This window comes from Afifella sp. H1R, from assembly GCF_021462425.1.
GTDB lineage: Bacteria > Pseudomonadota > Alphaproteobacteria > Rhizobiales > Afifellaceae > Afifella > Afifella aestuarii.
Window position 1 is genome coordinate 2,342,805 of sequence record NZ_JAKEDY010000001.1, and the last position, 21,097, is coordinate 2,363,901.

Below are 21,097 nucleotides of genomic sequence, written 5' to 3' on the forward strand. Positions count from 1 at the left end.
AAAAGCAGGACAGCAGCGTCCGGGATAAAGCCGCACGCTACGGTAGCTCTGACCCGAAACGGCAGGCAACAAATTGTGCTTTAAAAACGAAAAAAGACAGGGCGCTGAAAAGCCTGGCGCGCCGAAAAACGCCCCCCGCCCTCTGCCTCACCCAGCCTCGGACCTTACAGCTTCTGAAGCTCGCCGCGGATCAACGCCGCGCTGTCGCGCATCGGCGGCAAAGGGTCGAGCCAGTACTGGGACGAGGTGAATTCGAACGAAAGACTTCCCGTGTAGCCGCCGCTCTGAAGCTCGGCGAGGAACGTGTGAAGCGGATAGGCTCCGTCGCCCCAGGCCAGATGGGCGCCCGCATCATCACCGTCGATGAAATGCACATGCGCCAGATCGGGGCCGAAGCGGCCGAGATAATCGCCGATCGTCTCGCCGGCAGCCACCATCGCCGCTGTATCGAGAATGGCCTTCACGGCCGGCGAGCGAAGCTCCGCCATCATCCGGGCGAGATCGGCGCTCGTATTGATGACGTTCGCTTCCGCCCGTGTCAGAGGCTCCAGCAGAAGCGTGATACCGAGCCTTTCGGCGTGCCGGCAAAGCAGCGAAAGGCCGTCAGCCGAGCGTTTCCAGGCCTCTCCCGCATCCTGGTCGGCATAGCCCCAACCCGGCGTCACGAGGAGATAGGGGCTCTCGAGCTCGACGCAGGCCGACAGGCTCTCGAGAAAATACCTCAAACTGCGCTCGCGGATCACAGCCTCTTCGGCCGCGATGTTGATCGGATAGACGCATTGTTCGGGCGTGAAACAGACGAGCTCAAGCCCCCGCGCTCGAAGATCGTCGCGAATCTTGCGCGCCGATTGGAGCCACGGATCGCCGAGGTAGAAATGCGGCTGCGCGCCCCACAGCTCGACACGCGTCAGACCGGCTTCCGCGACATCGTCCAGAAACCGCGCAAAGGAGTGGCGGAAATAATGGAAGTTCATCCCGCAAAGCTGACCTGCCGCAAGCCTCGCCATGATTTCCCTGCCCGGTTTTCTGTTCGTCACGCGATTTCGCGGCCGATCGATACCAGCAGATCAGACGTCTGACAATTCAGGAGCACATGCCGCGGCAGCAACGCCTCCACCGGCAACAGCCCTCCACGGGCGCCGCAGCCTCCTCACTTGCGCGCGAAATTGAAGGCGAAATGGCTGCCCTTGTACCAGTCGCTGGCAAACATGATCGGCTCGCCGGAGCGCGTAAAAACCGTTTCGTCGATCAGAAAGGCCGGGCCGAAATCGGAGAGCCCGTGGCGGGAGACGGCGCTTTCCGGCAGCATTTCCGCGCGCGCCTCCGCCGTCGACATGCGCGGCGGGTAGCCGTAGCGTTCGAGGACGGCATTGAGCGAGCCGCTCCAATCCACCTCGTAGATCGGATCGGAAATCAGGCTGCGGCGGATCATGGCAAGGCAGTAGATGAGCGGCTTGCGCTCATGCAGCCGCAGCCGCTCCAGCCGGATGATGGTTTCCCCGGGCGCCAGCTTCAGCGCCGCCCGCACCCCCTTGTCAGGCGTCTCCTCGGAAAACCCCAGCACACGGTTTTCATAGCTGTAACCGAAATGGCCGGCCATCTCGGTAATGCTCTCGAATTGCGTGATCGAGCGGGCGACATGCAGCGTCCCGGCCGCCGTCAGAAAGCGGCCGCGCCCATGCTCGACGGAGAGAATCCCCGCCTGCTCCAAAAGCTTGAGCGCCTCGCGGATGGTCGGACGCGAGCCTCCGAGATGCGCCTTGAGCTCCGCCTCCGTCGGGATCTTCTCGCCAGCCTTCAGGCCCCGTTCCGCGACGAGATTGAGAATGCCGTCGCGGAACCGCATGACCGTCGTCTGCCCTCCTCCACCAGCGCCAGCCATGTCTGCGTCCTCGCCTCTTTGCGGCATCGGGTCGTCGGTCCTCCCGAATCCCTGCCTCAATCCTTGCCCCAGTCCCTGCCATGGACGGGCGCTGAGCGCCCGCATCGACACCTTACCCGCCTAAGGCGGAACGTAGCGAGTTGACAAGTGCCTGTTGTCGGGCCATCAACTTGTCAGACAACATCGTCGCCGCCGAAAGGCGACCTGTCTGGAAGGCTAGAAGGATCATCCGCTGATGCTCAATTTTGACGAAAAGCGTTTTCTCGCGATCCAATCGGGCGCGGTTGCAACGGCCGGAGAGCTCGACGCGATCGTGGGCGCGGCTCTCGAGGCCGGCGCGCCCAACATCTTCTTCCTCGGCACGGGCGGCGCGGCGATCCTGATGCAGCCCGCCGTGGACCTTCTGCGCGCCCGCTCCGCCTTCCCGGTTTTTGGCGGCCACACGGCGGAGCTTCTCGCCGCCGGCTCCACCAATCTCAAAAAGGGTTCGCTCGTCATTCTCCCGTCCTTGTCCGGCACGACGAAGGAGAGCGTCGCCTTTCTCGAACTCGCCAAGGAACGTGGCGCCGAGGTCGTCTCTCTCGTCGGCCACGCCGATACGCCGCTCGGCCGCGACGCCGACCATGCGATCGTCAACTTCGCCGCCGACGACACGTCATCGGAGAGTTTTTACGTCCAGTCGCTCTTTGCGGCGCTTTCGGTGATGAAACACCGCGGCGAGATCGACAATTACGAGGCCCTCGTCGCCGAAATTCAGCACTTGCCGCGCGAGCTTCTGCGCATGAAAAAGGCGGTCGAGCCGAAGGCGGAAGATTACGCCAAGGTGATCGCGGGCTCCGACTGGCACATCGTCTGCGGCGCCGGCAATGTCTGGTACGAGGCGTTCTATTACGGCATGTGCATTCTGGAAGAGATGCAGTGGATCCGCACCCGCCCGATCCATGCGGGCGACTTCTTTCACGGCACTTTGGAGCTCGTGGAAAAGGGCGTCTCCGTCATCCTGATGAAGGGCGAAGGCCCGAACCGGGCGCTGGCCGAACGCGTCGAAGCCTTCGTGCCGAAGGTCGGCGGCTCGCTCACCATCCTCGACACCAAGGATTACCCGACCGAGGGGCTGTCGGCGGAAGCGCGCGAGCTGCTCGCTCCGGCCTTCCTCGCCACCATGCTGGAGCGCATCAGTGCGCGCCTTGAGGTGATGCGCGACCATCCGCTCACGACGCGCCGTTATTATCGCCGTGTCGAATACTGAGCCATGGCTTGCAGCCGTCGGTGACAATTGCATCGACGAAATCGGGACGAAGCCGGACGAAGGCGCCGGCTTCCACCCCTCGGTGCGCCTTGCCGGCGGCAATGCCGTGAATGTCGCGGTGCAGGCCCAGATCTTGGGCCTGCCCTCCGCCTATTTCGGCGCCGTCGGGCGCGACGACAATGGCGACATCATCGCCCGCGAGCTTCACCGCAATGGCGTCGATACGAGTTTCCTCGTCCGCCGGGCGAAGCCGACCTCCGTCACCCAGGTGCATGTGACGGACAAAGGCGAACGCATCATCGCGCTTGAGGATTTCGGCGCCTGCGCCGGCTACCGGCCGAGCGAAGCGGCGTTTGAGCGTCTGCTTGATGCCGCGCACATCCATATCGGCTGGTTCGACGATGGCGGTGCGCTGAAGCGGCGCCTCAAGGCGGCCGGCTGCTCGCTCTCCCAGGATCTCTCGGTCAACAACGCGCCGGAGCACCTGACGCCCGACGCCCTCGACATCGCCTTCTGCTCAGAGCCGGGCTCACCGCAGGCCGCAGAAACGCTCGGCAAAGGCCTGCTCGAAAAAGGCGCAGGCCTCGTCGTCGTCACGCGCGGGGCCGAGGGCGCTTCCGTGATTTCCCCAAGCCGCAGCCTGCATCTGCCGGCGGAGCCGATCAGCCCCGTCGACACGACGGGCGCCGGCGACAGTTTCATCGCGGGCTTCCTGGTGGCGCGCCTTCAAGGCGCCAACGACGCGGAGGCGGCCAGGGCCGGCATTCGCCGCGCCAGCGCAACCTGCCTGCACGAGGGCGGCTTCCCCCAGCGAAGCGAATAGACGCGAGCCAAGCGAATAGGCGCGAGCGAATAGTTCGCGTGCCAAAAAACACCCGCTTCAGAAAAGCGAACGGCCCGGGGATGGATCTCATCCCCGGGCCGCTCTTGAAGCGTTAATGTCGCTATCAGCCGATCAGAACTGGAAATCGGACTGATCGAGATCGGCGGCGTCGACCCCGACGAGGGTCAGGATGTCGCCGTCACCGAGATCGATCGTGGCATTTCCATCGGCATCGCTGCCGATCGACCCTTGAACATCGGCGAAGCTTCCGAAGCCCGATCCCGTCAGGTTGATGAGATCGGTGCCGTCCTCGAAGCCGTAGACCATGTCCGAGCCGTTGTCGGCAACGGAGACGTAGATGTCCTGCGCCCCGTCATTGGTGCCGAGATAGATGACGTCGTCACCTGCGCCGCCATAGGCGACGTCGGCGCCGTCGGAGGCGAAGATCGTATCGTTGCCGGCACCGCCATAGATGGTGTCGTCGCCAGCGCCGGCGCCCAGCTGATCGTCACCGAGACCGCCGCCCGAGACGTCGTTGCCGTTGCCGGAGAGGACGACGTCGTCCTCGTCACCGCCATAGCTCGTGTCGTCATCGTCGCCGCCATAGGTCGTATCGGCCCCGTCGGCACCGAAGAGCACGTCCTGGCCAGCTCCGCCGAAGCCGAGGTCGTTGCCGGACCCGCCCCCGATGAAGTCGTCACCGGCACCGCCGGCCTGCTGGTCGTCGCCGGCACCGCCATACATCTGGTCGTTGCCTTCGCCGCCGGCCGCCGTGTCGTTGCCGTTGCCGCCGAACATCAGATCGTCGCCGTCGCCGCCAAAGGACAGATCGTTGCCGTCGCCGGCGAAGATCGTATCGGCACCGCCGCCGCCTTCGATCGTATCGGCCCCGAGACCGCCTGCGATCGATTCCGAATTATCCGTACCGGGAAGGCTGTCGTCTTCGTCCGTGCCGACCGGCGTCGTCGGGCCCGAAGGGCCGCCACCCGGAACAGCGTAAGAGATCGTCCCGCCGCTGACGGAGAAATAGCTGGCGTTCAGGCCGTCCGTCACATCGATGGTGATCGAGCTCGTGGTGATGCCGTTGTCGACGTCGAAGGTGAGCAAACCATTGCTGTAATCCAACGATTCGATGGTGTCGCTACCGCCGAGCTGCACCGAGATGACATCACCCAGACCGAAGTCGGTGATGGTGTCACCGTTGAGCTCGGAGGCAAGGCCTGAGAACGTGTCGTTTCCGGCACCGCCGGTCAGCGTATCGGCACCCGCTCCACCCTGGATGGAATCGGCGCCGTCGCCACCAGAAATCACGTCCACGCCGGCGCCACCAATGAGGGTGTCGGCCCCGGCACCGCCGGAGATCGTGTCGTCGTCGTTTCCGCCGTCGATCCGATCGTTGCCGCCATTGCCGACGAGACTGTCGGCACCGTCATTGCCGGTCAGCGTATCGGCCGCGCTTCCGCCGCTCAACGTGTCGCTGTCCGTCCCACCAGAAACGATGAAGCTCTCGGCATTATCCGCCGTCGCGAGCATCGTGGCGCCCTGATTGAACGTGGCGACATTCGCGTTATCGACACTGAAGGTCAGAGCCCCGGTGACCGAGGACTCGGCGGTCAGGGAGACCGTGTCGGCTCCATCCCCACCATCGATGGTATCGCCGCCACCTGCGGTCACGGTCATGAAGTCGTCGCCGGCTCCTGCCGTGACGGTATCGGTTCCAGCGCCTGCATCAATCGTGTCATTCCCGGCACCGCCATCGAGACTGTCGGCCCCGTCGCCGCCATAGATGGTGTCGTTGTCATCGCCACCGGAGATCGTGTCGTTTCCGACATCGCCGGTGAGATAGTCCGCCCCGACCCCGCCGAGGATAAAGTCGTCGTCATTGCCGCCGTAGATCGTGTCGTTGCCGGCATCGCCGCTCAGGCTGTCGGCACCGTCGCCGCCGCTGAGGTAATCGTTGCCGTCACCACCTTCGAGCGTATCCACGCCCACATCGCCGTAGAGGTTGTCGTTCCCGGCCCCGCCGATGAGCGAATCGTCGCCTGTGTCACCGAAGAGGAAATCGTTGCCGGCGGCGCCATCGAGCGTGTCGTTGCCGCCATTGCCGTCGAGAGTGTCGTTGCCGGCGCCGCCCGTGAGCGTATCGGCCGCCGTGGTGCTGCCGGTGACATTGAACGCTTCGACGTTCTCGAACGTCGCGAGCGTATTCGTCCCGTCGGTCACGGTGGCCACGTTGGACCCATCGACGCTCATTTCGAGCCCGACGCCGGTGCCGCCTTCCGCGCTGATGTAAACGGTGTCGTCGCCGTCACCACCATTGATGCTGTCGCCACCACCGGCAAGCACGGTGATGTAATCATTGTCAGCGCCGCCATCGACGGTATCGGTGCCCGTTCCGGTCAAGATCCGGTCAACGCCCGCATCGCCGACGAGGGAATCGTCGCCGGTACCGCCATCGATCGAATCGGCGCCACCGCCACCGAGAATGGAATCCGCACCCAAGCCGCCGACCAGCGTGTCATCACCGCCGCCGGAGTTGATCGTATCCGCGTCGTCGGAGCCGACGACCCTGAAGGATTCGATGCTGTCGGCTCCCACCAGCGTGCTGGTGCCGGTGGAATCCGTCATCACACCGCTCAGGGAATCGTCACCCGTGAAGATGACCGGCCCCAAATTGCTGCTCGCATCGATATAAAGCGTATCGGTACCCGCGCCGCCGTCGACCGTATCGGTCTCTCCGGCATCGGCGACCACATAGATGCTGTCGTTGCCGTCACCGCCGTCGACGATGTCGCTGCCATTGCCGGCGTTGAGGGAATCATTCCCGCCACCGCCGAGGATGCTGTCCGCACCATCGCCGCCGAACAGCGTGTCATTGTCGACACTGCCGCTCAGCGTATCGGCCGCTGACGTACCCGTCACATAAAACTGTTCGATGTTTGCAGCGGTGGAAAGTGTCGTCGTCCCGGCAGAATCGGTCATAACGCCGCCGTCAGAACTGTTGCCGGTGAAGATGACCGGGCCGGCCTGGTTGCTGGCGTCCAGATAAAGCCGATCGGTTTCAGCGCCGCCGTCGATGTTGTCACCGTCGCCCGCCAGGACGGTGATGGTATCGAAGCCCGCACCGGCATCGATCGAATCGGCGCCTTCGCCGGCCGAAATCGTGTCGCCCCCGGCACCAGAGGCAACGGTATCGTTGCCGTCACCGCTGACGATCGTATCGCCTCCGTCGCCAGTGATGATGGAATCCGCGCCGCTTCCGGTGCTGATGTTGAAGGTCTCCACGTTGTCGACCGTCGCAAGAGTATCGGCCCCAGACGTCATGACGCTGGAAACGGTATCGCCCCAGACGAAGTCGACGTCGGTCGCAAGGGCACTCGCGTTGAGCGTCAGCGTATCCGTGCCGGCACCGCCGTCGATGCTGTCACCGCCGCTGACATCGGCAATGACAGTGATACGATCACCGCCATCTCCGGCATCGATCGAATCGGCGCCTTCGCCGGTCGAAATCGTATCGGCCTGGTCGCCGGTTGCGATCGAATCATCGAAATCGCCAGACGTTGAGATGTCGAAGCGCTCGACATTGGTGAGGCTCGCCAGCGTGTCGGCGCCGGACGTCATGAGGCTGGTGCCCCCATCGACCCACGTGAAATCCACGGCTGCGGCGATGCCGGTCGCATCAAGCCGCGCAGTGTCCGTGCCGTCGCCACCATCGATGGTGTCGCCACCACCAACGGCATCGGCAACTACCCGGATATCGTCGCTGCTATCGAGCGCCGAGATGGAATCGGCACCTGTATCTCCAAAGATGGTGTCGGCGAGCAGCGTTCCCTGGAGAGTGTCGTTGCCGATTGTGCCGTTGATAATTGCCATCGCGGTCGTCTTCCTTGTCTGGTGGGAGGCGAGCAAATTGCCGCACGTCACCCTCTCCGCTAGACAACAAATATTGCGAGAGGATTAATGGCCGCATTATCGCCCGATATGCAGCTACAGGTAGAACATTTTTGGTTAAACCGCAAATTTTAGCCAGCTATATGAATTTACATGGCGATGATCTGTAGTTTATAAGAATAAAATATAGAAAATAATCTTATTTCTAGGAAAAGATGCAAATACTATATAATACTACATTTTTATTTTAAATCTAAGTGCAGTCATGTCGTACAAATTGAACTGACAAGGACCGGCGCCGAAATCCGGAGTTTGCGCCTCAGAGAGCAGGCAAAATCTGACGCACGCGACCGCCGAGCGCCCCCCCCCCGAGCGCGCGAAACAGAGCGTCCGCCGCACATCCTTGGTGAAGCTGTTGCTGGAGGGCGTCGGAGCCCGAGAGGCAGGGGGAGCAGGGACCGCTCAGCTCCTTCCCGGCTCTGGCCCCTGGCTCGCATTTGAGCGACAACCGGCCTGCGTGACCGAGGTCGCCGCGCTCGATCGCACGGGCCTCGAAAAGCCCGTCGAGCAGCCGATCGAGATGCATCCTCAAATGCGAGCGCGAATGCATCTCCCGCGCCTCTTCAGGCGTGGCGCAGAGTGCCTCCCCGATGCAGATGTCCCTCTCCGGCGCACCACCTGTCGAAGCGGCATCACTTAACGCGCGGGCGCCGGCAACGGCCTGAAGCAGCGGTAAATGCCGTAAACGCACCCGAACGGCCAGAAGAGAACACACGCCGCGTAAAGCCAGGGCTTCCGCGCCGCCGCAGCCTGGTAGGCGCCGAACAGCGAGAAAAATGCGATCGCGATCACGATCAAGTGCCACACGGAAAACGTCACGACAGCCTCCTTTTCCGGCGGCGTAACCCGTGGGCCGGCGCGCCGCAAGCCTGGCCGGATCGTGCGGATTGAGGGCAACTCTCCAGCGCGAGACGCCAATTCCTGAAGGTCTTCAACACGCCGAAGGCATCCCGGCCGATCCCGCCGAAGACAGGAACGACGGGCCTTGGAATGTGCCGCTCCGAGCCAGCAAAGCGTTGCGGCTGCGAGAGTATCCAGGCGTGAAGCGGCTACTTCGCCGGAGCGTCCACGGCCATGCCCCGCACCAGAGCCGCGAGCTGGCCGCCCTCGAGGGCCTCCAGAACGGCCATCGGATATTCGCTGTTCCACCGCTCCGCCCGCACCACGGAATGCATCCACTTGCGGCGCTCCTCCGCGGAGGCGCCGGCAATCCATTCCGGCGATCGGCAGGAGAACTCGCTGTCGAGCTCGACGTCGGGTCCGCTGAGCCCGCATTCCACCGCCGCCTCCAGCATCTCGTGGTAGCCGGGAAGCCTCGTGATCGTCTCCGGGGTCTGATGCGGCTGGCGCTGGTACTGGTCGAGCAACTGCCGCGCAGAAGCCAGAAATTCGTCCATTGTCGGTTTGCCCATCTGATCGTCGCGCAACGTCACCATCGCCGGCGCCGCCTTGTTTTTATTTTTCACGCGTTTGACAGGGTTTTTAGCCTTGCCGAAGATCGCGCGAAAGTCGGCTCTGCCGCCACAGTCGAACAGCAGGAACCCTCGTGAAAATTACCTCTGCAACCGTCTACCATGTCAAAGGCCAAGGGCTTACGCCGGTCATCGTCGAGCTTCAGACCGACGCCGGGATCACGGGATTGGGCGAAGCGGCGCCCTCCTTCGGTTGCGGAGGCAGCGGAGCGGCAGGGATGATCCGCGACCTCTGCGAGCGGTTTGTCGTGTCGCGCGATGCAAGGCGCATCAACGCGATCGTGGCCGAGATGATCGACCAGGCATTCTGGCTGCGCAATCCCGGCGGGATCGCCGCCTCCGCGCTCAGCGCAATCGAAACCGCTCTCTGGGATATCAAGGCGCGCTCGCTCAACCTGCCGGTCTATGATGTGTTCGGCGGTCGCCTGCGGGACAACCTCGATTACTACGCCAACGGCTGGTATTTCGGGGCGAAATCCCGTGCCGAAGTCATCTCGAAGGCCGAAGCGGCCGTTCGCGATGGGCATCGCGGCCTGAAGATGTATCCGCTGGCCCGCATCCGGCCGAACGGCACTCTGCGCCACCCCGACAATCGCTTCGCGGACGACCGCACCGTGGTCAAGGACGCCATCGCCTTCGTGCGGGACATGCGCGCGGCCATCGGGCCCGATGTCTTGCTGATGCTCGATCTGGCGGGCGGGCTTTCCCACTCGGATACGATCCTGTTCTGCAAGGGGATCGAGGAATACGACATCTCCTTCGTGGAAGAGATCATCGATCCGGGCGACCTCGGCGCGATGCGCCAGATCGCCCCGCATATCCAAATCCCGATCGCCACCGGCGAGCGGCACCACCTGATCAACGGCTTCCGCGACCTGCTCGAGACGCGTTCCGTCGGCATCCTGCAGCCCGATATCGGCAATGTCGGCGGCTTCGCCGAAGCCTTCAAGGTCGCCGCCCTCGGCGAGGCCTACGGTCTGAAGGTCCAGCCGCATGTCTGCGCAAGCTCGCTCGGGGCGAGCGTCGGCGCGCATCTCAGCGCATGCATCCGGAATTTCTACATCCAGGAGCATTTCCCCTACTGGTCGACCATTCCCGGCTACGTCGAGGTCGCGAACGAACCCTTCGAGACCTGCGCCCGCAATGGCGTGCTTCCGGTGCCGGAAGGCCCGGGCTTCGGGGTGACACTCAACAAAGCCGTCATGGAAAAACATGTCGTGGCACACCTCGACTAGCAGCCTCTGAAACACCCTGGCGAGGCCGTCTCGTCACGGACAACATCATCGCGCCGCCTCACTCAGATAGGCACGATCAGACGTCTTTCTGATGCCGGATCAGCAGCCGGCCGGGGCATGGCACGAAGCGGTCATGGCGCGCCACACCGGCGGAAGACGAGGGCAGCGTCCCCGCGATCCTCCCCCACCGCTCCTTCGTGGCGTCAGACCCGCCGGTCTGGCCTCCACCGATAGACGCACGATTTGTGCTGGCGTTCTGCGCAACGGCGCCCTATCTATTATCTCAACGTTTCTTGAGTTATTGAGATAATGATGCACGAGGAAGAAGCTCTGACCGCCTTTGCGGCGCTGTCGCAGGAAACGCGGCTTCGCATCGTCCGGCTGCTGGTTGCGGCAGGCCCTACAGGCATGGCCGCCGGGGCGATCGGCGAAGCGATGGGCGGGGCCTCGTCGTCTCGCATATCCTTCCATCTCAGCCACCTCGAACAGGCGGGCCTCGTCACATCCCGGCGCAAGGGACGCTCGATTATCTACAGCGCCGCGCTGACGACGCTTTCCGGCCTTGTCGAATTCCTCATGCGCGATTGCTGCCAGGGAAATCCGGAGGTGTGCGATCCCACAATCGCCGCGCTGTCCACATGCAGCAGCCCCACAAAGGCGACACCGCATGCGTGATGCACGTGCTGATCGCGTCTTCGGCCGCCTCCCGCTTGCCGCCTTCGATCCTCGCCGACAGCCTGGCATGAGCGCGGCGACAGAACATTCAAACAAACCGAGGCACACCATCGATGCCGAATGAGCTTCCCAATCTCGATGAGAGCTGCGTGGATTTTCCCAGCCTTGACCGGCTGCACACGGCCAAACCTGCAACCCATCCACCGCGGATCCTGCTGCTTTACGGCTCGCTGCGCGAACGCTCCTACAGCCGTTTTCTGACCTTCGAGGCCGAACGCCTGCTGAAGCGTTTTGGCGCGGAAACACGCATCTTCGATCCGCACGGCCTGCCCCTGCCCGATGGCGATGACGTCGACCATCCCAAGGTGCAGGAACTGCGCGAACTCTCGCTTTGGTCCGAGGGGCAGGTCTGGACCAGTCCCGAGCGGCATGGCGCGATGAGCGCCGTCCTGAAGGCGCAGATCGACTGGGTTCCCCTCTCCGTGGGCTCGATCCGTCCGACGCAGGGGCGCACGCTCGCGGTGATGCAGGTCTCGGGCGGCTCACAGAGCTTCAATGCCCTCAACCAGATGCGCATTCTTGGCCGCTGGATGCGGATGATCACGATCCCCAACCAGTCATCGGTCGCCAAAGCCTGGCAGGAGTTCGACGAAGCCGGCCGGATGAAACCGTCACCCTTCTATGCCCGCGTCGTCGATGTGATGGAGGAACTGGTCAAGTTCACGCTGCTGACACGCGACGCCTCGCCATACCTGACGGATCGCTACTCCGAGCGAAAGGAAAGCGCCGAAGCCTTGTCGCAGCGGATGAACCTTTCGGCCGCCACATAGCTGTGCCGGGCCGATGCGAGCCGGAAAGGTCGTGCCTGAGCCACTTCTCCGCCGCCTCTCCGCCGTTTCGATCTCGGCCGGCGAATTCTGCGAATGCCCTGCGCTTGACCAGATGCTCGGCCCAGACCACGCCGATCCCGGCCTCTTGCGACGACCCCGCGGCAGCGCTTGCGTCAATCGCTGCTGGCCGGCTCTCCCATAATCTGGTCCTCCATGGGTTTCCCGAAATTGCCCGTTGGACATGGAGAAACCGCAAAGGAGCGTCTGCACGACATGTGCTGGCAGACCATGTGAGCGGGCCACCATGATGGCGAGCGGCGCCCGATGATGGCGAGCGCATCGGCAGCAAATTTGAGCACGATGCCATGCGCCAGCAGCAAATATTGTGACCAGAAAACCGCTCCGTTGGCGGGCAGACGCCGCCACAATGACATGTGCCTGCCGTTAGCCTTTGATGGTGACAGGAGAGCGGAGCTTCCGCCACGCCACCAAGTGGCTCGGCCGTTCGCCCCAGGAGGCTCATGCCAGGTACGGCGTGAGCACCTCTTCGATCCATCCCATGAACGCTCGGACGCGGCGCGACAGGTTATGGCGATGGGCCACAACCAGCGACACTTTGAGCGGCTCGGGACGCAAATCGGGCAGGATTTCCACCAGTGCTCCGCTTTCGAGGTGCTGCCGTATCCCATAGAGGGCCGCCTGGATCAGCCCGAGCCCGGCAAGACCCGCAGCCTCGTATGTCTGAACGCTGTTGACGTGCACTCCGCCAGGCAGCGCGAGCGTCGCGTAGTCGTCCGTGCCGATTATCGGATATTCCCATCCATAGGGTTTTCCGCCGAGCGTCCTGCTGTAGTGGACCATCCGGTGTTCTTGAAGCCGCAAATCCTCCAGCGTCCGCGGCACGCCATGGCGCTCCAGATATGCGGGGCTTGCCGCATTCACCATGCGCAACCGACCCAATGACCGGGCAATCAGCGTTTCATCCCCGATCGGCCCGATCCGCAGGACGCAATCGAACCCTTCTTGGACCAGATTCACCTGTCGGTCCGTGCTCGAAATTTCGAGCTCCAGTTCGGGATGGGTGGCGATGAATGCCGGCAAAGCCGGCATAACCGTCGTGCGCGCGATCTCGGTAGGAAGGTCGACCCGCAGACGCCCTCGCAGCGCCACGCGATCCTCTGCAAACATCGTTCGCAGGTCGTCGACATCAGCAAGGACGTCGCGCGCTCGCGCATGGAAGGCGCGTCCATCCTCAGTCAGTTGAACGCTACGTGTCGTCCGGTGGAGAAGCCTGACGCCAAGCGCCTCTTCAAGCTTCCGAACCGCTGTGGAGGCGCGTCCCTTCTGGATGCCGAGGCTATCAGCCGCGCGCGTGAAGCTCCCCATTTCGGCGACGCGGATGAAAATGCGGATGGAATCAAGGCTCGGCATGTCAGCGCATTCAGATTGTATTGCACTGGAAGAACAATGTGTTCGTCGCAACGCAGTTTATCGTTTTGAGGATGCACAATATGTCAGATGGCAAGCACCGCCAAGGAGACAGACATGAAGCCATCCGATGCCAAAATCGCCGTCGTCTACCATTCGGGATACGGCCACACGAAGCGTCTGGCGGAGGCTGTCGCGGAAGGTGCGTCGGCATCGCTGATCGCGATTGATGCCGACGGCAACATCCCGGAAGACGGATGGGAAACACTGGCGGCGGCCGACGCCATCATCTTCGGGTCGCCGACCTACATGGGCGGCCCAAGCTGGCAGTTCAAAAAATTCGCGGACGCTTCCTCGAAACCATGGTTCGAGGGGAGATGGAAGGACAAGCTCTTCGGCGGCTTTACCAACAGCGCAAGCCTCAACGGCGACAAGCTCAACACGCTGCAATATTTCCTTCTGCTTGCGGGTCAGCACGGTGGCCTGTGGGTCAGCCTCGCCGTCAAGCCGGCGAACGTGAGAGCCTCGCAGCGCGACGATCCGAACCGCATGGGCGCGTACATCGCGCCGATGGCGCAGTCGGACGCGGACGCGCCGCCGGAGGAGATGTCGAAAGGCGATTTGGAGACGGCCCGGCTTTACGGCGCCCGCGTGACCGAGATCGCCGGCCGCTTCGCACCGGCGCAGATTGCATGCGGGTGACGGAGTTCGTTCTGAGACTTGCCCCCCCGTGAGACCGGGCAAAACCCGGTGAGACCCGGTCGCGCTGCAGCGGTTACGGGCGGCCGCCAGGCCCTTCCTCGACGCGGGCTTCCCGATATGTCTTGAGCGACAACCGCCCCTCCCGCTCGAGGTCGGCGCGATCGGCAGCGTAGAAGTCGGCACCTCCGGCGAGCGCGATGAACTCGCCGCGGTGCATGCCGATTTCGGGGTGATGCTGGATCGTGGCAGGCTCGCCGTCGATCTCGATGACCGAGATGCCGATCCGCCTCGCCAGGCCCATCAGCTCTTCCAGCGAGAACAGGTCGATCTTGCCACGACGAAGCGCGTCCAGACGCTCGGTCGAGATCCCCATAAGCTGCCGCGCACTGGCGTCGGAGAGGCGGTTGAGCAGCTGGTCGAGGTGCATCAGAAGGCGGGATCGCGAGCGCATCTCCCGCGCCTCTTCTGGCGTATCGCAGATTGCATCCCAGACGCAGGTGTATCTCTCCATGGCCACCTCGTATCGCCGTCGTAAGGGTTCCGACCGAATCCGCCAGCAACACTCGCGGGTTCTGGCTCAGCTGCCAAGGGACGAGTGTTCGCTGGCCGGCGGATCGTCGCTGAAGGCAGGGCGCACCAGATACTCATCGGGCTTGGCCGCGGAAGGCGTTGGAATGGTGTGCCCGTCGAGGATATGCCCCTCCAGCGCGACCGCAAGCGCATCGGCCATCTCGCTCAGCGTCTCGTCGACGGTCTCACCCTGGGTGATCGCGCCGGCCACGTCGCGCGCCCGGGCGACAAAGCCGCCGTCTGGATCCGGCGTGAGGAAGACGGGGAAAGGGACGCTCCCCAGGTCGTGGGTGGCACGGAGGTCCACGGTCACCGCGTCGTACGGGAAGACAAACCGGTCACCCTCCGCGCTCACCACACCGGCCGTCGCGAGGACGGCAGGATCGTTGCGCAGCTGGGCGGCCTCGCGCCGAAGGATCGCCGCCAGATGCTCGGCGGTCACCGGTCCGGCGCCGGCCATGGCCTGGAGGATCGGCCACCGGTGCGGCGGCAGGATCTCTTGCATCAGATCTTTGGCGGCGAAGGTCAGGACCTCGCCCTGTGCCTCGCCGCGGAAGGCAGCCACCGCCGTCTCCGACGCCTGTTCGGGGCGCGCTATGCTGACGGTGACCACGCGCACGACGAATCTCCGGGTGTGGTGGGCGATTTGGAACGAAGCATGCCGATTTCCCGCCTGGCGGACCTGAGATCCCGCCGTCGGAAAGGCGCCCTCGCCAGCGCTTGCAATTTAAGGAAAATTTGGCGCACCCGACAGGATTCGAACCTGTGACCTCTGCCTTCGGAGGGCAGCGCTCTATCCAGCTGAGCTACGGGTGCAGCTCACGCCCATGTAACCGATCAAAGGCGGGCCTGCAACGGCGTGTCGACGCCTTCTGCGCGTTTATGAGGACCGGGAGCGTGAGACGCATCTATCCGCCCCTCAGGCCGGGCCTCGTCAAAGGCGTGAGGATCGTCTGCCCGCCCCTTGAAAGCGGCATTGCCCCGTCAGTGAGCCTCGCCGGCCAAGAGGCCTCCCGAGGCGGACCACCGCCGAGCCGCCGCCGCCTCGCCGCGGAAGGCAGCCACCGCCGTCGAACCACCGCCGTCGAACCATCCAGCGCCCGCAAAGACGCCTCTCGATCGCCGGCCGCCACGTGCCCCACTCTCCGGCCCCCAATTTGCCATCGCGCCCACATCTGCCTAGTTCTTGCTCAAGCGAAGCAGGGAGGCACAAAGCCATGAGCGACAATCCGATCCTGAAACGCGTCTATGCGCTCGCCGGGGACCGCGACGAAACGCGCAATGTCTATGCCGCATGGGCCAGGGACTACGACACCGACACATTGCGCGGGATGGGCTACGTCGCGCCGAAGCTTGCGGCCGCGGCCCTTGCCGACCTCGTCGACGCCACGGCGCGCGTACTCGATGCCGGCTGCGGCACGGGCCTCGTCGGCGAAGAACTCTCCCGCCATGGGCTGGGCGCCGTCGATGGCATCGATCTGTCGCCGGGCATGCTGGATGTGGCGGCGGAGAAGAACGTCTACCGCAATCTCGACGTGGCCGATCTGACCGAGCCTTTGAACATTGCCGACGGCAGCTATGACGCGGCGATCAGCGTCGGCGTGTTCACCTCCGGCCATGTCGGCCCCGATGCGATCGCCGATCTTGCCCGCGTGGTGAAGAAGGACGCGCCTCTCGTCATCACCGTGCACGAAAATGTCTGGGAGGCGCAGGCCTATCCCGATGCGCTCACCCGCTTCGAGGCGGACGGACATCTGCGCATCAACGAGCTCATCGAAGCGCCCTATCACGAACGCGAGGGCTATCGCTGCCGGCTGTGCCTTCTGTCCGCCGCGTGAGGCAGTCCCGTCTCGGGAGAGACGCAAGCGCGTCAATACGTGTCACGCCCTGCCCTCGAAAGCCGCGATAGCATGGTCTTGCCAAGGCCCCGCGCCACGGCCCCAGCACAGAGGAGCAGGCCCATGAGCGAGAACTTCCCGGAAACCCTGCAGGAGGTCACCGACGGCATCGAGCTTCTGCAAGGCGCCATCCCTGACCTGATGCAGGCCTTCGGCGCGCTCGGCGAAGCCGCCTCCGAGGAGGCCGCCCTGTCGCCGAAGGTCAAAGAGCTCATTTCGCTCGCAATCGCCGTCTCGGTGCGCTGCGATGGCTGCATCGCCTACCACGCCAAAGCCGTGGCCGATTGCGGCGCCACGCGCGCGGAGGTGGCCGAGGCGATCGGCACCGCCATCCATATGGGCGGCGGCCCCTCGGTGGTCTATGGAGGTGCGGCCCTCAGAGCCTTCGACGCCTTCCTGGAAGACCACGCCTGAACGCCGGGTTCCGGGCCAACACCGCACTTGCGGAAAACGAAGTCGAAGAACGCATTGCCAGTCCTCCCTCCCCGGCGGGTCGGAGCTTGCTGGAGCAAGCTGCCGTTGGCTCCGATGTGCAAAGTTGGCCGGCATCTACCGCCACCCACGCGCGGACGTGACGCCGAAGCGCATCGCAGGCGGAAGCTGGAAGATGAAGTAGGGATTGAGCAAAGGCAGCGCGCTCACCTGGTCGAGGCGCCGCTCCTGATCCTCCGTCAACGTGACATCAAGCGAGCCGATGTTCTGGGCGATCTGCGCGGCGCGGCTCGCACCGATCAGCACGGACGAGACCCCCGGACGCGTCGCGACCCAGGCCAGGGCGACTTCGGCCATCGAGCGGCCGATCTCGCCGGCGACAGCCCGGAGCGCGTCCACGATATCGAAGTTGCGTTCCGTGAACAGCATGCCGCCGAACGGGTTGTCGCCCTTAAGTCGCTCGTTGCCCTCGCGCGCCTCATCTTCACCCGACACGCTCTTGTCGGGAAGGCTCGCAGACCGGCTGGCCTCGCTCAACATCTCGCGGCCGTACTTGCCCGTCAGCAGGCCGCCCCCGAGCGGGCTCCAAGGCACCACGCCCAGATCGAACTCGCGACCGGCAGGCAGAATGTCGAGCTCGATGCCGCGCTCGAGGAGAGAGTACTGGTATTGAAGCCCGATCGGAACCGGCAGACCGTGGGCCTGAGCCAGCGTCGCAATCTTGGCGACATACCAGCCGGGCGCATTGGAGAAGCCGTAATGCAGGATCTTGCCGGCTCTGACGGCATCGGTCAGCGTCTGGAGAACCTCTTCCGCAGGCGTAACGCGATCCCACACGTGCACCCAGTACATGTCGACATAGTCGGTGCCGAGACGGCGGAGCGACCCTTCAAGGCCGGCGCGCATGGCTTTTGCGCCGTTGCCACCGCTGTGCGGGTTGCCATCCTGGCTGCGGGCAAACCCGGCCTTGGTCGCAATCGCGATGCGGTCACGGATCCCCTTCTCGCGCACGAAGGCACCGACCATCTCCTCGCTGCGTCCGCCTGAGTAGATATCAGCCGTGTCGATGAAATTGCCTCCGGCCTCGACATAGGCGTCGAACACGGCGCGCGATTGTTCCCGTCCCGACCCCCATCTCTCGGCGCCGAACGTCATTGTGCCAAGCGCCAATGGGCTGACGAGAAGTCCCGAGCGGCCAAGTGTGCGGTAATGGGTCAGGGTCATCGATCGCCTCCATGCGAATTGGGTTCGATCCGGTAGATAGATTGCGCCGTCCGTCGTGATTAGCGGTTGCGGCTCGCATGAGCTTGTGAGCATCGTGCATGAATGCAGCGGACTGAACTCAACGATCTGCTCGCGTTCGAGGCGATTGCGCGCGAGCGCAGCTTCACGCGCGCCGCCGCCCGGCTCGGCATGTCGGCGTCGGCTCTCAGTCACGCCATGCGCGGGCTTGAAGAGCGTCTGGGCGTGCGCCTCCTCGCGCGCACCACGCGCAGCGTGTCGCCGACAGAGGCGGGCGAGCGGCTGCTCCGCTCTTTGACGCCGGCTCTTGCCGAAATCGAGGGTGGACTGGCGAGCCTTGCCGCCTGGCGGGAGACACCATCCGGCACGGTGCGGTTGACCACCTTCTCCTATGCGGCCGAAACGATCCTCCAGCCGAAGCTTCCGGCCTTCCTGCTCGCGAACCCGGACGTCAACGTCGAGATCGACGTCAATGACGGTCTGACCGATATCGTCGAGGCCGGCTTCGATGCCGGGATTCGCTTCGGCGAAACCGTCGCAAAGGACATGATCGCCGTGAAGGTCGGTCCGGACCTGCGCACGGTCGTCGTCGGAACACCGGATTATTTCAACCGCCACCCGAAGCCCGAAACCCCGGACGATCTTCGCCGGCACGTCTGCATCAACTATCGCCTGCGAACGAGTGGCGGACTTCTCCCGTGGGAGTTCGCGGTCGGCGAACGCGACATCAATGTTCGTCCGACCGGCCAGCTGATCACCAACGACGGACCTCTCGTGGCGGCGGCCGTCCGCGCTGGCGCGGGGCTTGGCTACATCCTCGAGCATGAAGTCGCAGAGGATGTTGCTGCCGGCCGCCTCGTCCAGGTTCTCGCCGATTACTGTCCCGTCTTCCCGGGATGCCGACTCTACCATTCGAGCCGCCGACAGACCCCGCCGGCATTGCGGGCTCTGATCGACGCTCTGCGAGACAATCGGCCATGAACGTCCTTGAAGGAGCCGCCCCTCTTCGGGCATTCACGAAAGCAGTCTGATGACAGAGAAAAACGAAATCGGCCGCGATCTTCGAGCATGATCCGCATCTCCACCAACATCGCGCTTGCCGAAGACGAAATCGAAGAGCGCTTCGTCCAGGCGTCCGGCCCCGGCGGGCAGAACGTCAACAAGGTGGCGAGCGCGGTGGAGCTGCGCTTTGCGCTCGCCGCTTCGGAAAGCCTCCCGCCGGACGTGAAGCAGCGCGTCACCGGCCTTGCCGGCCGCCGCCTGAACAAGGATGGCGTCCTCGTCATCCGCGCGGAACGCTTCCGCAGCCAGGAGCAGAACCGAGAGGATGCCGAAAAGCGCCTCGTCATGCTCATCCGCCAGGCTCTGACGGCACCCAAGAAGCGCCGCCCGACGCGACCGACCCGCGCCTCCAAAGAGCGGCGCTTGCAGACGAAGAAGGCCCGCGGCGCGCTGAAGAAAGAAAGACGCGGCGAATGGTGACAAGGTGAGCCCCGGCGAAATGCCCGGCTCGCCTTCTCTTTGCTTGTGAGACAAGAACGGGCAGTCTAGCCATATCGGATGAGCGATGGACTGAGACATACCGGCTTCTTCAGCGACGAGGCCTGTTTCTGGCACGGTGGCGGCAATTACGCCTTCATGGTGCCGGCCGGCGGGCTGGTTCAGCCCATGAACGGGCTACCGGAAAGCCCGGAGAGCAAACGGCGACTCAAGAACCTGTTGGAGCGCACCGGCCTGATCGCCGAGCTCGATCAGCGCTCTGCCGCACCGGCGACGGACGAGATGCTGCGCCGGGTCCATCCGGAACATTACCTTCGCGAATTCAAACAGCTCTCCGACGCGGGCGGCGGCGAGCTCGGTCAACGCACCCCGTTCGGACCGGGCGGTTACGAGATCGCCGCTCTCTCGGCAGGCCTTGCGACGGAAGCGCTTCGCGCCGTCCTCGGCGAGGAAATGGTCAACGCCTATGCGCTGTCGCGCCCGCCGGGACATCATTGCCTGCCGGATCGGCCGATGGGCTTCTGTCTCCTCGCCAATATCGCCATCGCCATCGAGACGGCCTTCGCCGAGCGGCGGGCGGAGCGCATCGCCGTCGTCGATTGGGACGTGCATCACGGCAACGGCACCGAGGCGATCTTCTACGGCCGCAGCGACGTTCTGACGATCTCGCTCCACCAGGAAAACAATTACCCGCCCGGCTCGGGGCGGAGCGAAGCCCGCGGCGAAGGGGCTGGCGAAGGCTATAACATCAACGTCCCGCTCCTGCCGGGCGGCGGCCACGACGCCTATCTCTACGCCTTCGAGAAGATCGTGAGCCCGGCCCTCACGCGGTTTCGGCCGGACGCGATCATCGTCGCCTGCGGCTTTGATTCCTCCGGCGTCGATCCGCTCGGGCGCATGCTGACCTCGGCCTCGACCTTCCGCCAGATGACACGGATTCTGATGGAAAGGGCGCTCGAACTCTGCGGCAGCCGCCTCGTCGTCGTCCATGAAGGCGGCTATTCTGAGCTGCATGTGCCCTTCTGCGGGCATCAGGTCATCGAGACGCTGTCGCGCTCGCAGATCCATGCGCCGGATCCGCTGGAGGAGCGCATCGCGGGCCAGCAGCCTTCACCCCGCGCCCAGGCTTTCCAGCGCGTTTTGATCAACGAAATGGCGGGTTTTCTCGGGTTTTAGTGGCCACCCGCCGGCTCAGGAGAAATCTCCCG

19 protein-coding genes and 1 tRNA gene are annotated in these 21,097 nt (G+C 64.0%); 11 read left to right on the forward strand and 9 right to left on the reverse strand.

All coding sequences use genetic code 11. From position 1 onward, the window contains the following. Nucleotides 1-164 precede the first annotated feature (164 nt). Nucleotides 165-1,007, reverse strand: coding sequence for a sugar phosphate isomerase/epimerase (locus tag L0F51_RS11115; protein WP_234629188.1), 843 nt, complete (start codon nucleotides 1,005-1,007; stop codon nucleotides 165-167). A 143-nt stretch (nucleotides 1,008-1,150) separates the two neighbouring features. Next, nucleotides 1,151-1,846 (reverse strand): GntR family transcriptional regulator, encoded by a 696-nt coding sequence (locus L0F51_RS11120; protein ID WP_234629189.1) that lies wholly within the window; start codon nucleotides 1,844-1,846, stop codon nucleotides 1,151-1,153. A gap of 271 nt (nucleotides 1,847-2,117) precedes the next feature. Here L0F51_RS11120 and L0F51_RS11125 point away from each other — a divergent pair, with 271 nt between their 5' ends. Both L0F51_RS11125 and L0F51_RS11130 read left to right on the forward strand, forming a co-directional pair. Then, nucleotides 2,118-3,131 (forward strand): SIS domain-containing protein, encoded by a 1,014-nt coding sequence (locus L0F51_RS11125; RefSeq protein ID WP_234629190.1) that lies wholly within the window; start codon nucleotides 2,118-2,120, stop codon nucleotides 3,129-3,131. Then, complete coding sequence (locus tag L0F51_RS11130; protein ID WP_234629191.1) at nucleotides 3,118-3,954, forward strand: PfkB family carbohydrate kinase; 837 nt, start codon at nucleotides 3,118-3,120, stop codon at nucleotides 3,952-3,954. The genes L0F51_RS11125 and L0F51_RS11130 overlap by 14 nt, the downstream gene beginning before the upstream one ends. A gap of 132 nt (nucleotides 3,955-4,086) precedes the next feature. On the opposite strand, the gene L0F51_RS11135 is transcribed toward L0F51_RS11130, so the two are convergent. Beyond that, nucleotides 4,087-7,827, reverse strand: a complete 3,741-nt coding sequence (locus L0F51_RS11135) for a calcium-binding protein (protein ID WP_234629192.1) — start codon at nucleotides 7,825-7,827, stop codon at nucleotides 4,087-4,089. Nucleotides 7,828-8,954: 1,127 nt separating this feature from the next. Beyond that, a complete protein-coding gene (locus L0F51_RS11140; RefSeq protein ID WP_234629193.1) occupies nucleotides 8,955-9,371 on the reverse strand; it encodes a hypothetical protein in 417 nt (138 codons plus the stop codon). 80 nt (nucleotides 9,372-9,451) lie between these two features. Here L0F51_RS11140 and L0F51_RS11145 point away from each other — a divergent pair, with 80 nt between their 5' ends. The 3 genes from L0F51_RS11145 to arsH all read left to right on the forward strand — a co-directional run bounded on the left by L0F51_RS11145 (nucleotide 9,452) and on the right by arsH (nucleotide 12,117). Then, the gene (locus tag L0F51_RS11145) at nucleotides 9,452-10,612 is read left to right on the forward strand and encodes a mandelate racemase/muconate lactonizing enzyme family protein (protein ID WP_234629194.1); all 1,161 of its coding nucleotides are present in this window, start codon (nucleotides 9,452-9,454) and stop codon (nucleotides 10,610-10,612) included. Nucleotides 10,613-10,924: 312 nt separating this feature from the next. Beyond that, the gene (locus tag L0F51_RS11150; RefSeq protein WP_234629413.1) at nucleotides 10,925-11,287 is read left to right on the forward strand and encodes a helix-turn-helix transcriptional regulator; all 363 of its coding nucleotides are present in this window, start codon (nucleotides 10,925-10,927) and stop codon (nucleotides 11,285-11,287) included. A gap of 113 nt (nucleotides 11,288-11,400) precedes the next feature. Beyond that, complete coding sequence (arsH, locus tag L0F51_RS11155) at nucleotides 11,401-12,117, forward strand: arsenical resistance protein ArsH (protein WP_234629195.1); 717 nt, start codon at nucleotides 11,401-11,403, stop codon at nucleotides 12,115-12,117. Between the two features lie 519 nt (nucleotides 12,118-12,636). Here the strand turns inward: arsH and L0F51_RS11160 are convergent. Further along, nucleotides 12,637-13,548, reverse strand: a complete 912-nt coding sequence (locus L0F51_RS11160; protein WP_234629196.1) for a LysR family transcriptional regulator — start codon at nucleotides 13,546-13,548, stop codon at nucleotides 12,637-12,639. A gap of 114 nt (nucleotides 13,549-13,662) precedes the next feature. Between L0F51_RS11160 and L0F51_RS11165 the strand changes: the two genes are divergently transcribed. Next, the gene (locus L0F51_RS11165; protein WP_234629197.1) at nucleotides 13,663-14,247 is read left to right on the forward strand and encodes a flavodoxin family protein; all 585 of its coding nucleotides are present in this window, start codon (nucleotides 13,663-13,665) and stop codon (nucleotides 14,245-14,247) included. Nucleotides 14,248-14,320: 73 nt separating this feature from the next. Here the strand turns inward: L0F51_RS11165 and L0F51_RS11170 are convergent, their stop codons facing one another. The 3 genes from L0F51_RS11170 to L0F51_RS11180 all read right to left on the reverse strand — a co-directional run bounded on the left by L0F51_RS11170 (nucleotide 14,321) and on the right by L0F51_RS11180 (nucleotide 15,633). Then, nucleotides 14,321-14,758 (reverse strand): helix-turn-helix domain-containing protein, encoded by a 438-nt coding sequence (locus L0F51_RS11170; RefSeq protein WP_234629198.1) that lies wholly within the window; start codon nucleotides 14,756-14,758, stop codon nucleotides 14,321-14,323. Nucleotides 14,759-14,824: 66 nt separating this feature from the next. Continuing rightward, complete coding sequence (locus L0F51_RS11175) at nucleotides 14,825-15,436, reverse strand: type II toxin-antitoxin system HicB family antitoxin (protein ID WP_234629199.1); 612 nt, start codon at nucleotides 15,434-15,436, stop codon at nucleotides 14,825-14,827. 120 nt (nucleotides 15,437-15,556) lie between these two features. Then, nucleotides 15,557-15,633, reverse strand: a tRNA-Arg gene (locus L0F51_RS11180). A gap of 401 nt (nucleotides 15,634-16,034) precedes the next feature. Here L0F51_RS11180 and L0F51_RS11185 point away from each other — a divergent pair. Both L0F51_RS11185 and L0F51_RS11190 read left to right on the forward strand, forming a co-directional pair. Then, nucleotides 16,035-16,655 (forward strand): class I SAM-dependent methyltransferase, encoded by a 621-nt coding sequence (locus L0F51_RS11185; RefSeq protein WP_234629200.1) that lies wholly within the window; start codon nucleotides 16,035-16,037, stop codon nucleotides 16,653-16,655. Nucleotides 16,656-16,778: 123 nt separating this feature from the next. Continuing rightward, nucleotides 16,779-17,129 carry a carboxymuconolactone decarboxylase family protein gene (locus L0F51_RS11190; RefSeq protein WP_234629201.1) on the forward strand — a complete coding sequence of 117 codons (351 nt, stop codon included), beginning with the start codon at nucleotides 16,779-16,781 and terminating at the stop codon, nucleotides 17,127-17,129. Nucleotides 17,130-17,264: 135 nt separating this feature from the next. Here the strand turns inward: L0F51_RS11190 and L0F51_RS11195 are convergent, their stop codons facing one another. Further along, nucleotides 17,265-18,371, reverse strand: a complete 1,107-nt coding sequence (locus L0F51_RS11195) for an aldo/keto reductase (RefSeq protein WP_234629202.1) — start codon at nucleotides 18,369-18,371, stop codon at nucleotides 17,265-17,267. A gap of 102 nt (nucleotides 18,372-18,473) precedes the next feature. Here L0F51_RS11195 and L0F51_RS11200 point away from each other — a divergent pair, with 102 nt between their 5' ends. The 3 genes from L0F51_RS11200 (at nucleotide 18,474) to L0F51_RS11210 (ending at nucleotide 21,065) form a co-directional block, all read left to right on the forward strand. Next, nucleotides 18,474-19,370, forward strand: a complete 897-nt coding sequence (locus L0F51_RS11200) for a LysR family transcriptional regulator (RefSeq protein WP_234629203.1) — start codon at nucleotides 18,474-18,476, stop codon at nucleotides 19,368-19,370. 87 nt (nucleotides 19,371-19,457) lie between these two features. Continuing rightward, on the forward strand, nucleotides 19,458-19,871 hold the full coding sequence (arfB, locus tag L0F51_RS11205; RefSeq protein ID WP_234629204.1) for an alternative ribosome rescue aminoacyl-tRNA hydrolase ArfB: 414 nt from the start codon (nucleotides 19,458-19,460) through the stop codon (nucleotides 19,869-19,871). A gap of 78 nt (nucleotides 19,872-19,949) precedes the next feature. Continuing rightward, entirely contained in the window at nucleotides 19,950-21,065 is a 1,116-nt protein-coding gene (locus L0F51_RS11210; RefSeq protein WP_234629205.1) for a class II histone deacetylase, read from the forward strand. Nucleotides 21,066-21,097 lie beyond the last annotated feature (32 nt).

What these genes read in the sequence shown, in the direction of transcription:
- L0F51_RS11135 (WP_234629192.1), bottom strand. Translation starts at nt 7,827, where the DNA reads ATGGCAATTATCAACGGCACAATCGGCAACGACACTCTCCAGGGAACG.
- L0F51_RS11125 (WP_234629190.1), top strand. Translation starts at nt 2,118, where the DNA reads ATGCTCAATTTTGACGAAAAGCGTTTTCTCGCGATCCAATCGGGCGCG.
- L0F51_RS11185 (WP_234629200.1), top strand. Translation starts at nt 16,035, where the DNA reads ATGAGCGACAATCCGATCCTGAAACGCGTCTATGCGCTCGCCGGGGAC.
- L0F51_RS11150 (WP_234629413.1), top strand. Translation starts at nt 10,925, where the DNA reads ATGCACGAGGAAGAAGCTCTGACCGCCTTTGCGGCGCTGTCGCAGGAA.
- arfB (WP_234629204.1), top strand. Translation starts at nt 19,458, where the DNA reads ATGATCCGCATCTCCACCAACATCGCGCTTGCCGAAGACGAAATCGAA.
- arsH (WP_234629195.1), top strand. Translation starts at nt 11,401, where the DNA reads ATGCCGAATGAGCTTCCCAATCTCGATGAGAGCTGCGTGGATTTTCCC.
- L0F51_RS11195 (WP_234629202.1), bottom strand. Translation starts at nt 18,371, where the DNA reads ATGACCCTGACCCATTACCGCACACTTGGCCGCTCGGGACTTCTCGTC.
- L0F51_RS11210 (WP_234629205.1), top strand. Translation starts at nt 19,950, where the DNA reads ATGAGCGATGGACTGAGACATACCGGCTTCTTCAGCGACGAGGCCTGT.
- L0F51_RS11200 (WP_234629203.1), top strand. Translation starts at nt 18,474, where the DNA reads ATGCAGCGGACTGAACTCAACGATCTGCTCGCGTTCGAGGCGATTGCG.
- L0F51_RS11170 (WP_234629198.1), bottom strand. Translation starts at nt 14,758, where the DNA reads ATGGAGAGATACACCTGCGTCTGGGATGCAATCTGCGATACGCCAGAA.
- L0F51_RS11160 (WP_234629196.1), bottom strand. Translation starts at nt 13,548, where the DNA reads ATGCCGAGCCTTGATTCCATCCGCATTTTCATCCGCGTCGCCGAAATG.
- L0F51_RS11165 (WP_234629197.1), top strand. Translation starts at nt 13,663, where the DNA reads ATGAAGCCATCCGATGCCAAAATCGCCGTCGTCTACCATTCGGGATAC.
- L0F51_RS11120 (WP_234629189.1), bottom strand. Translation starts at nt 1,846, where the DNA reads ATGCGGTTCCGCGACGGCATTCTCAATCTCGTCGCGGAACGGGGCCTG.
- L0F51_RS11115 (WP_234629188.1), bottom strand. Translation starts at nt 1,007, where the DNA reads ATGGCGAGGCTTGCGGCAGGTCAGCTTTGCGGGATGAACTTCCATTAT.
- L0F51_RS11190 (WP_234629201.1), top strand. Translation starts at nt 16,779, where the DNA reads ATGAGCGAGAACTTCCCGGAAACCCTGCAGGAGGTCACCGACGGCATC.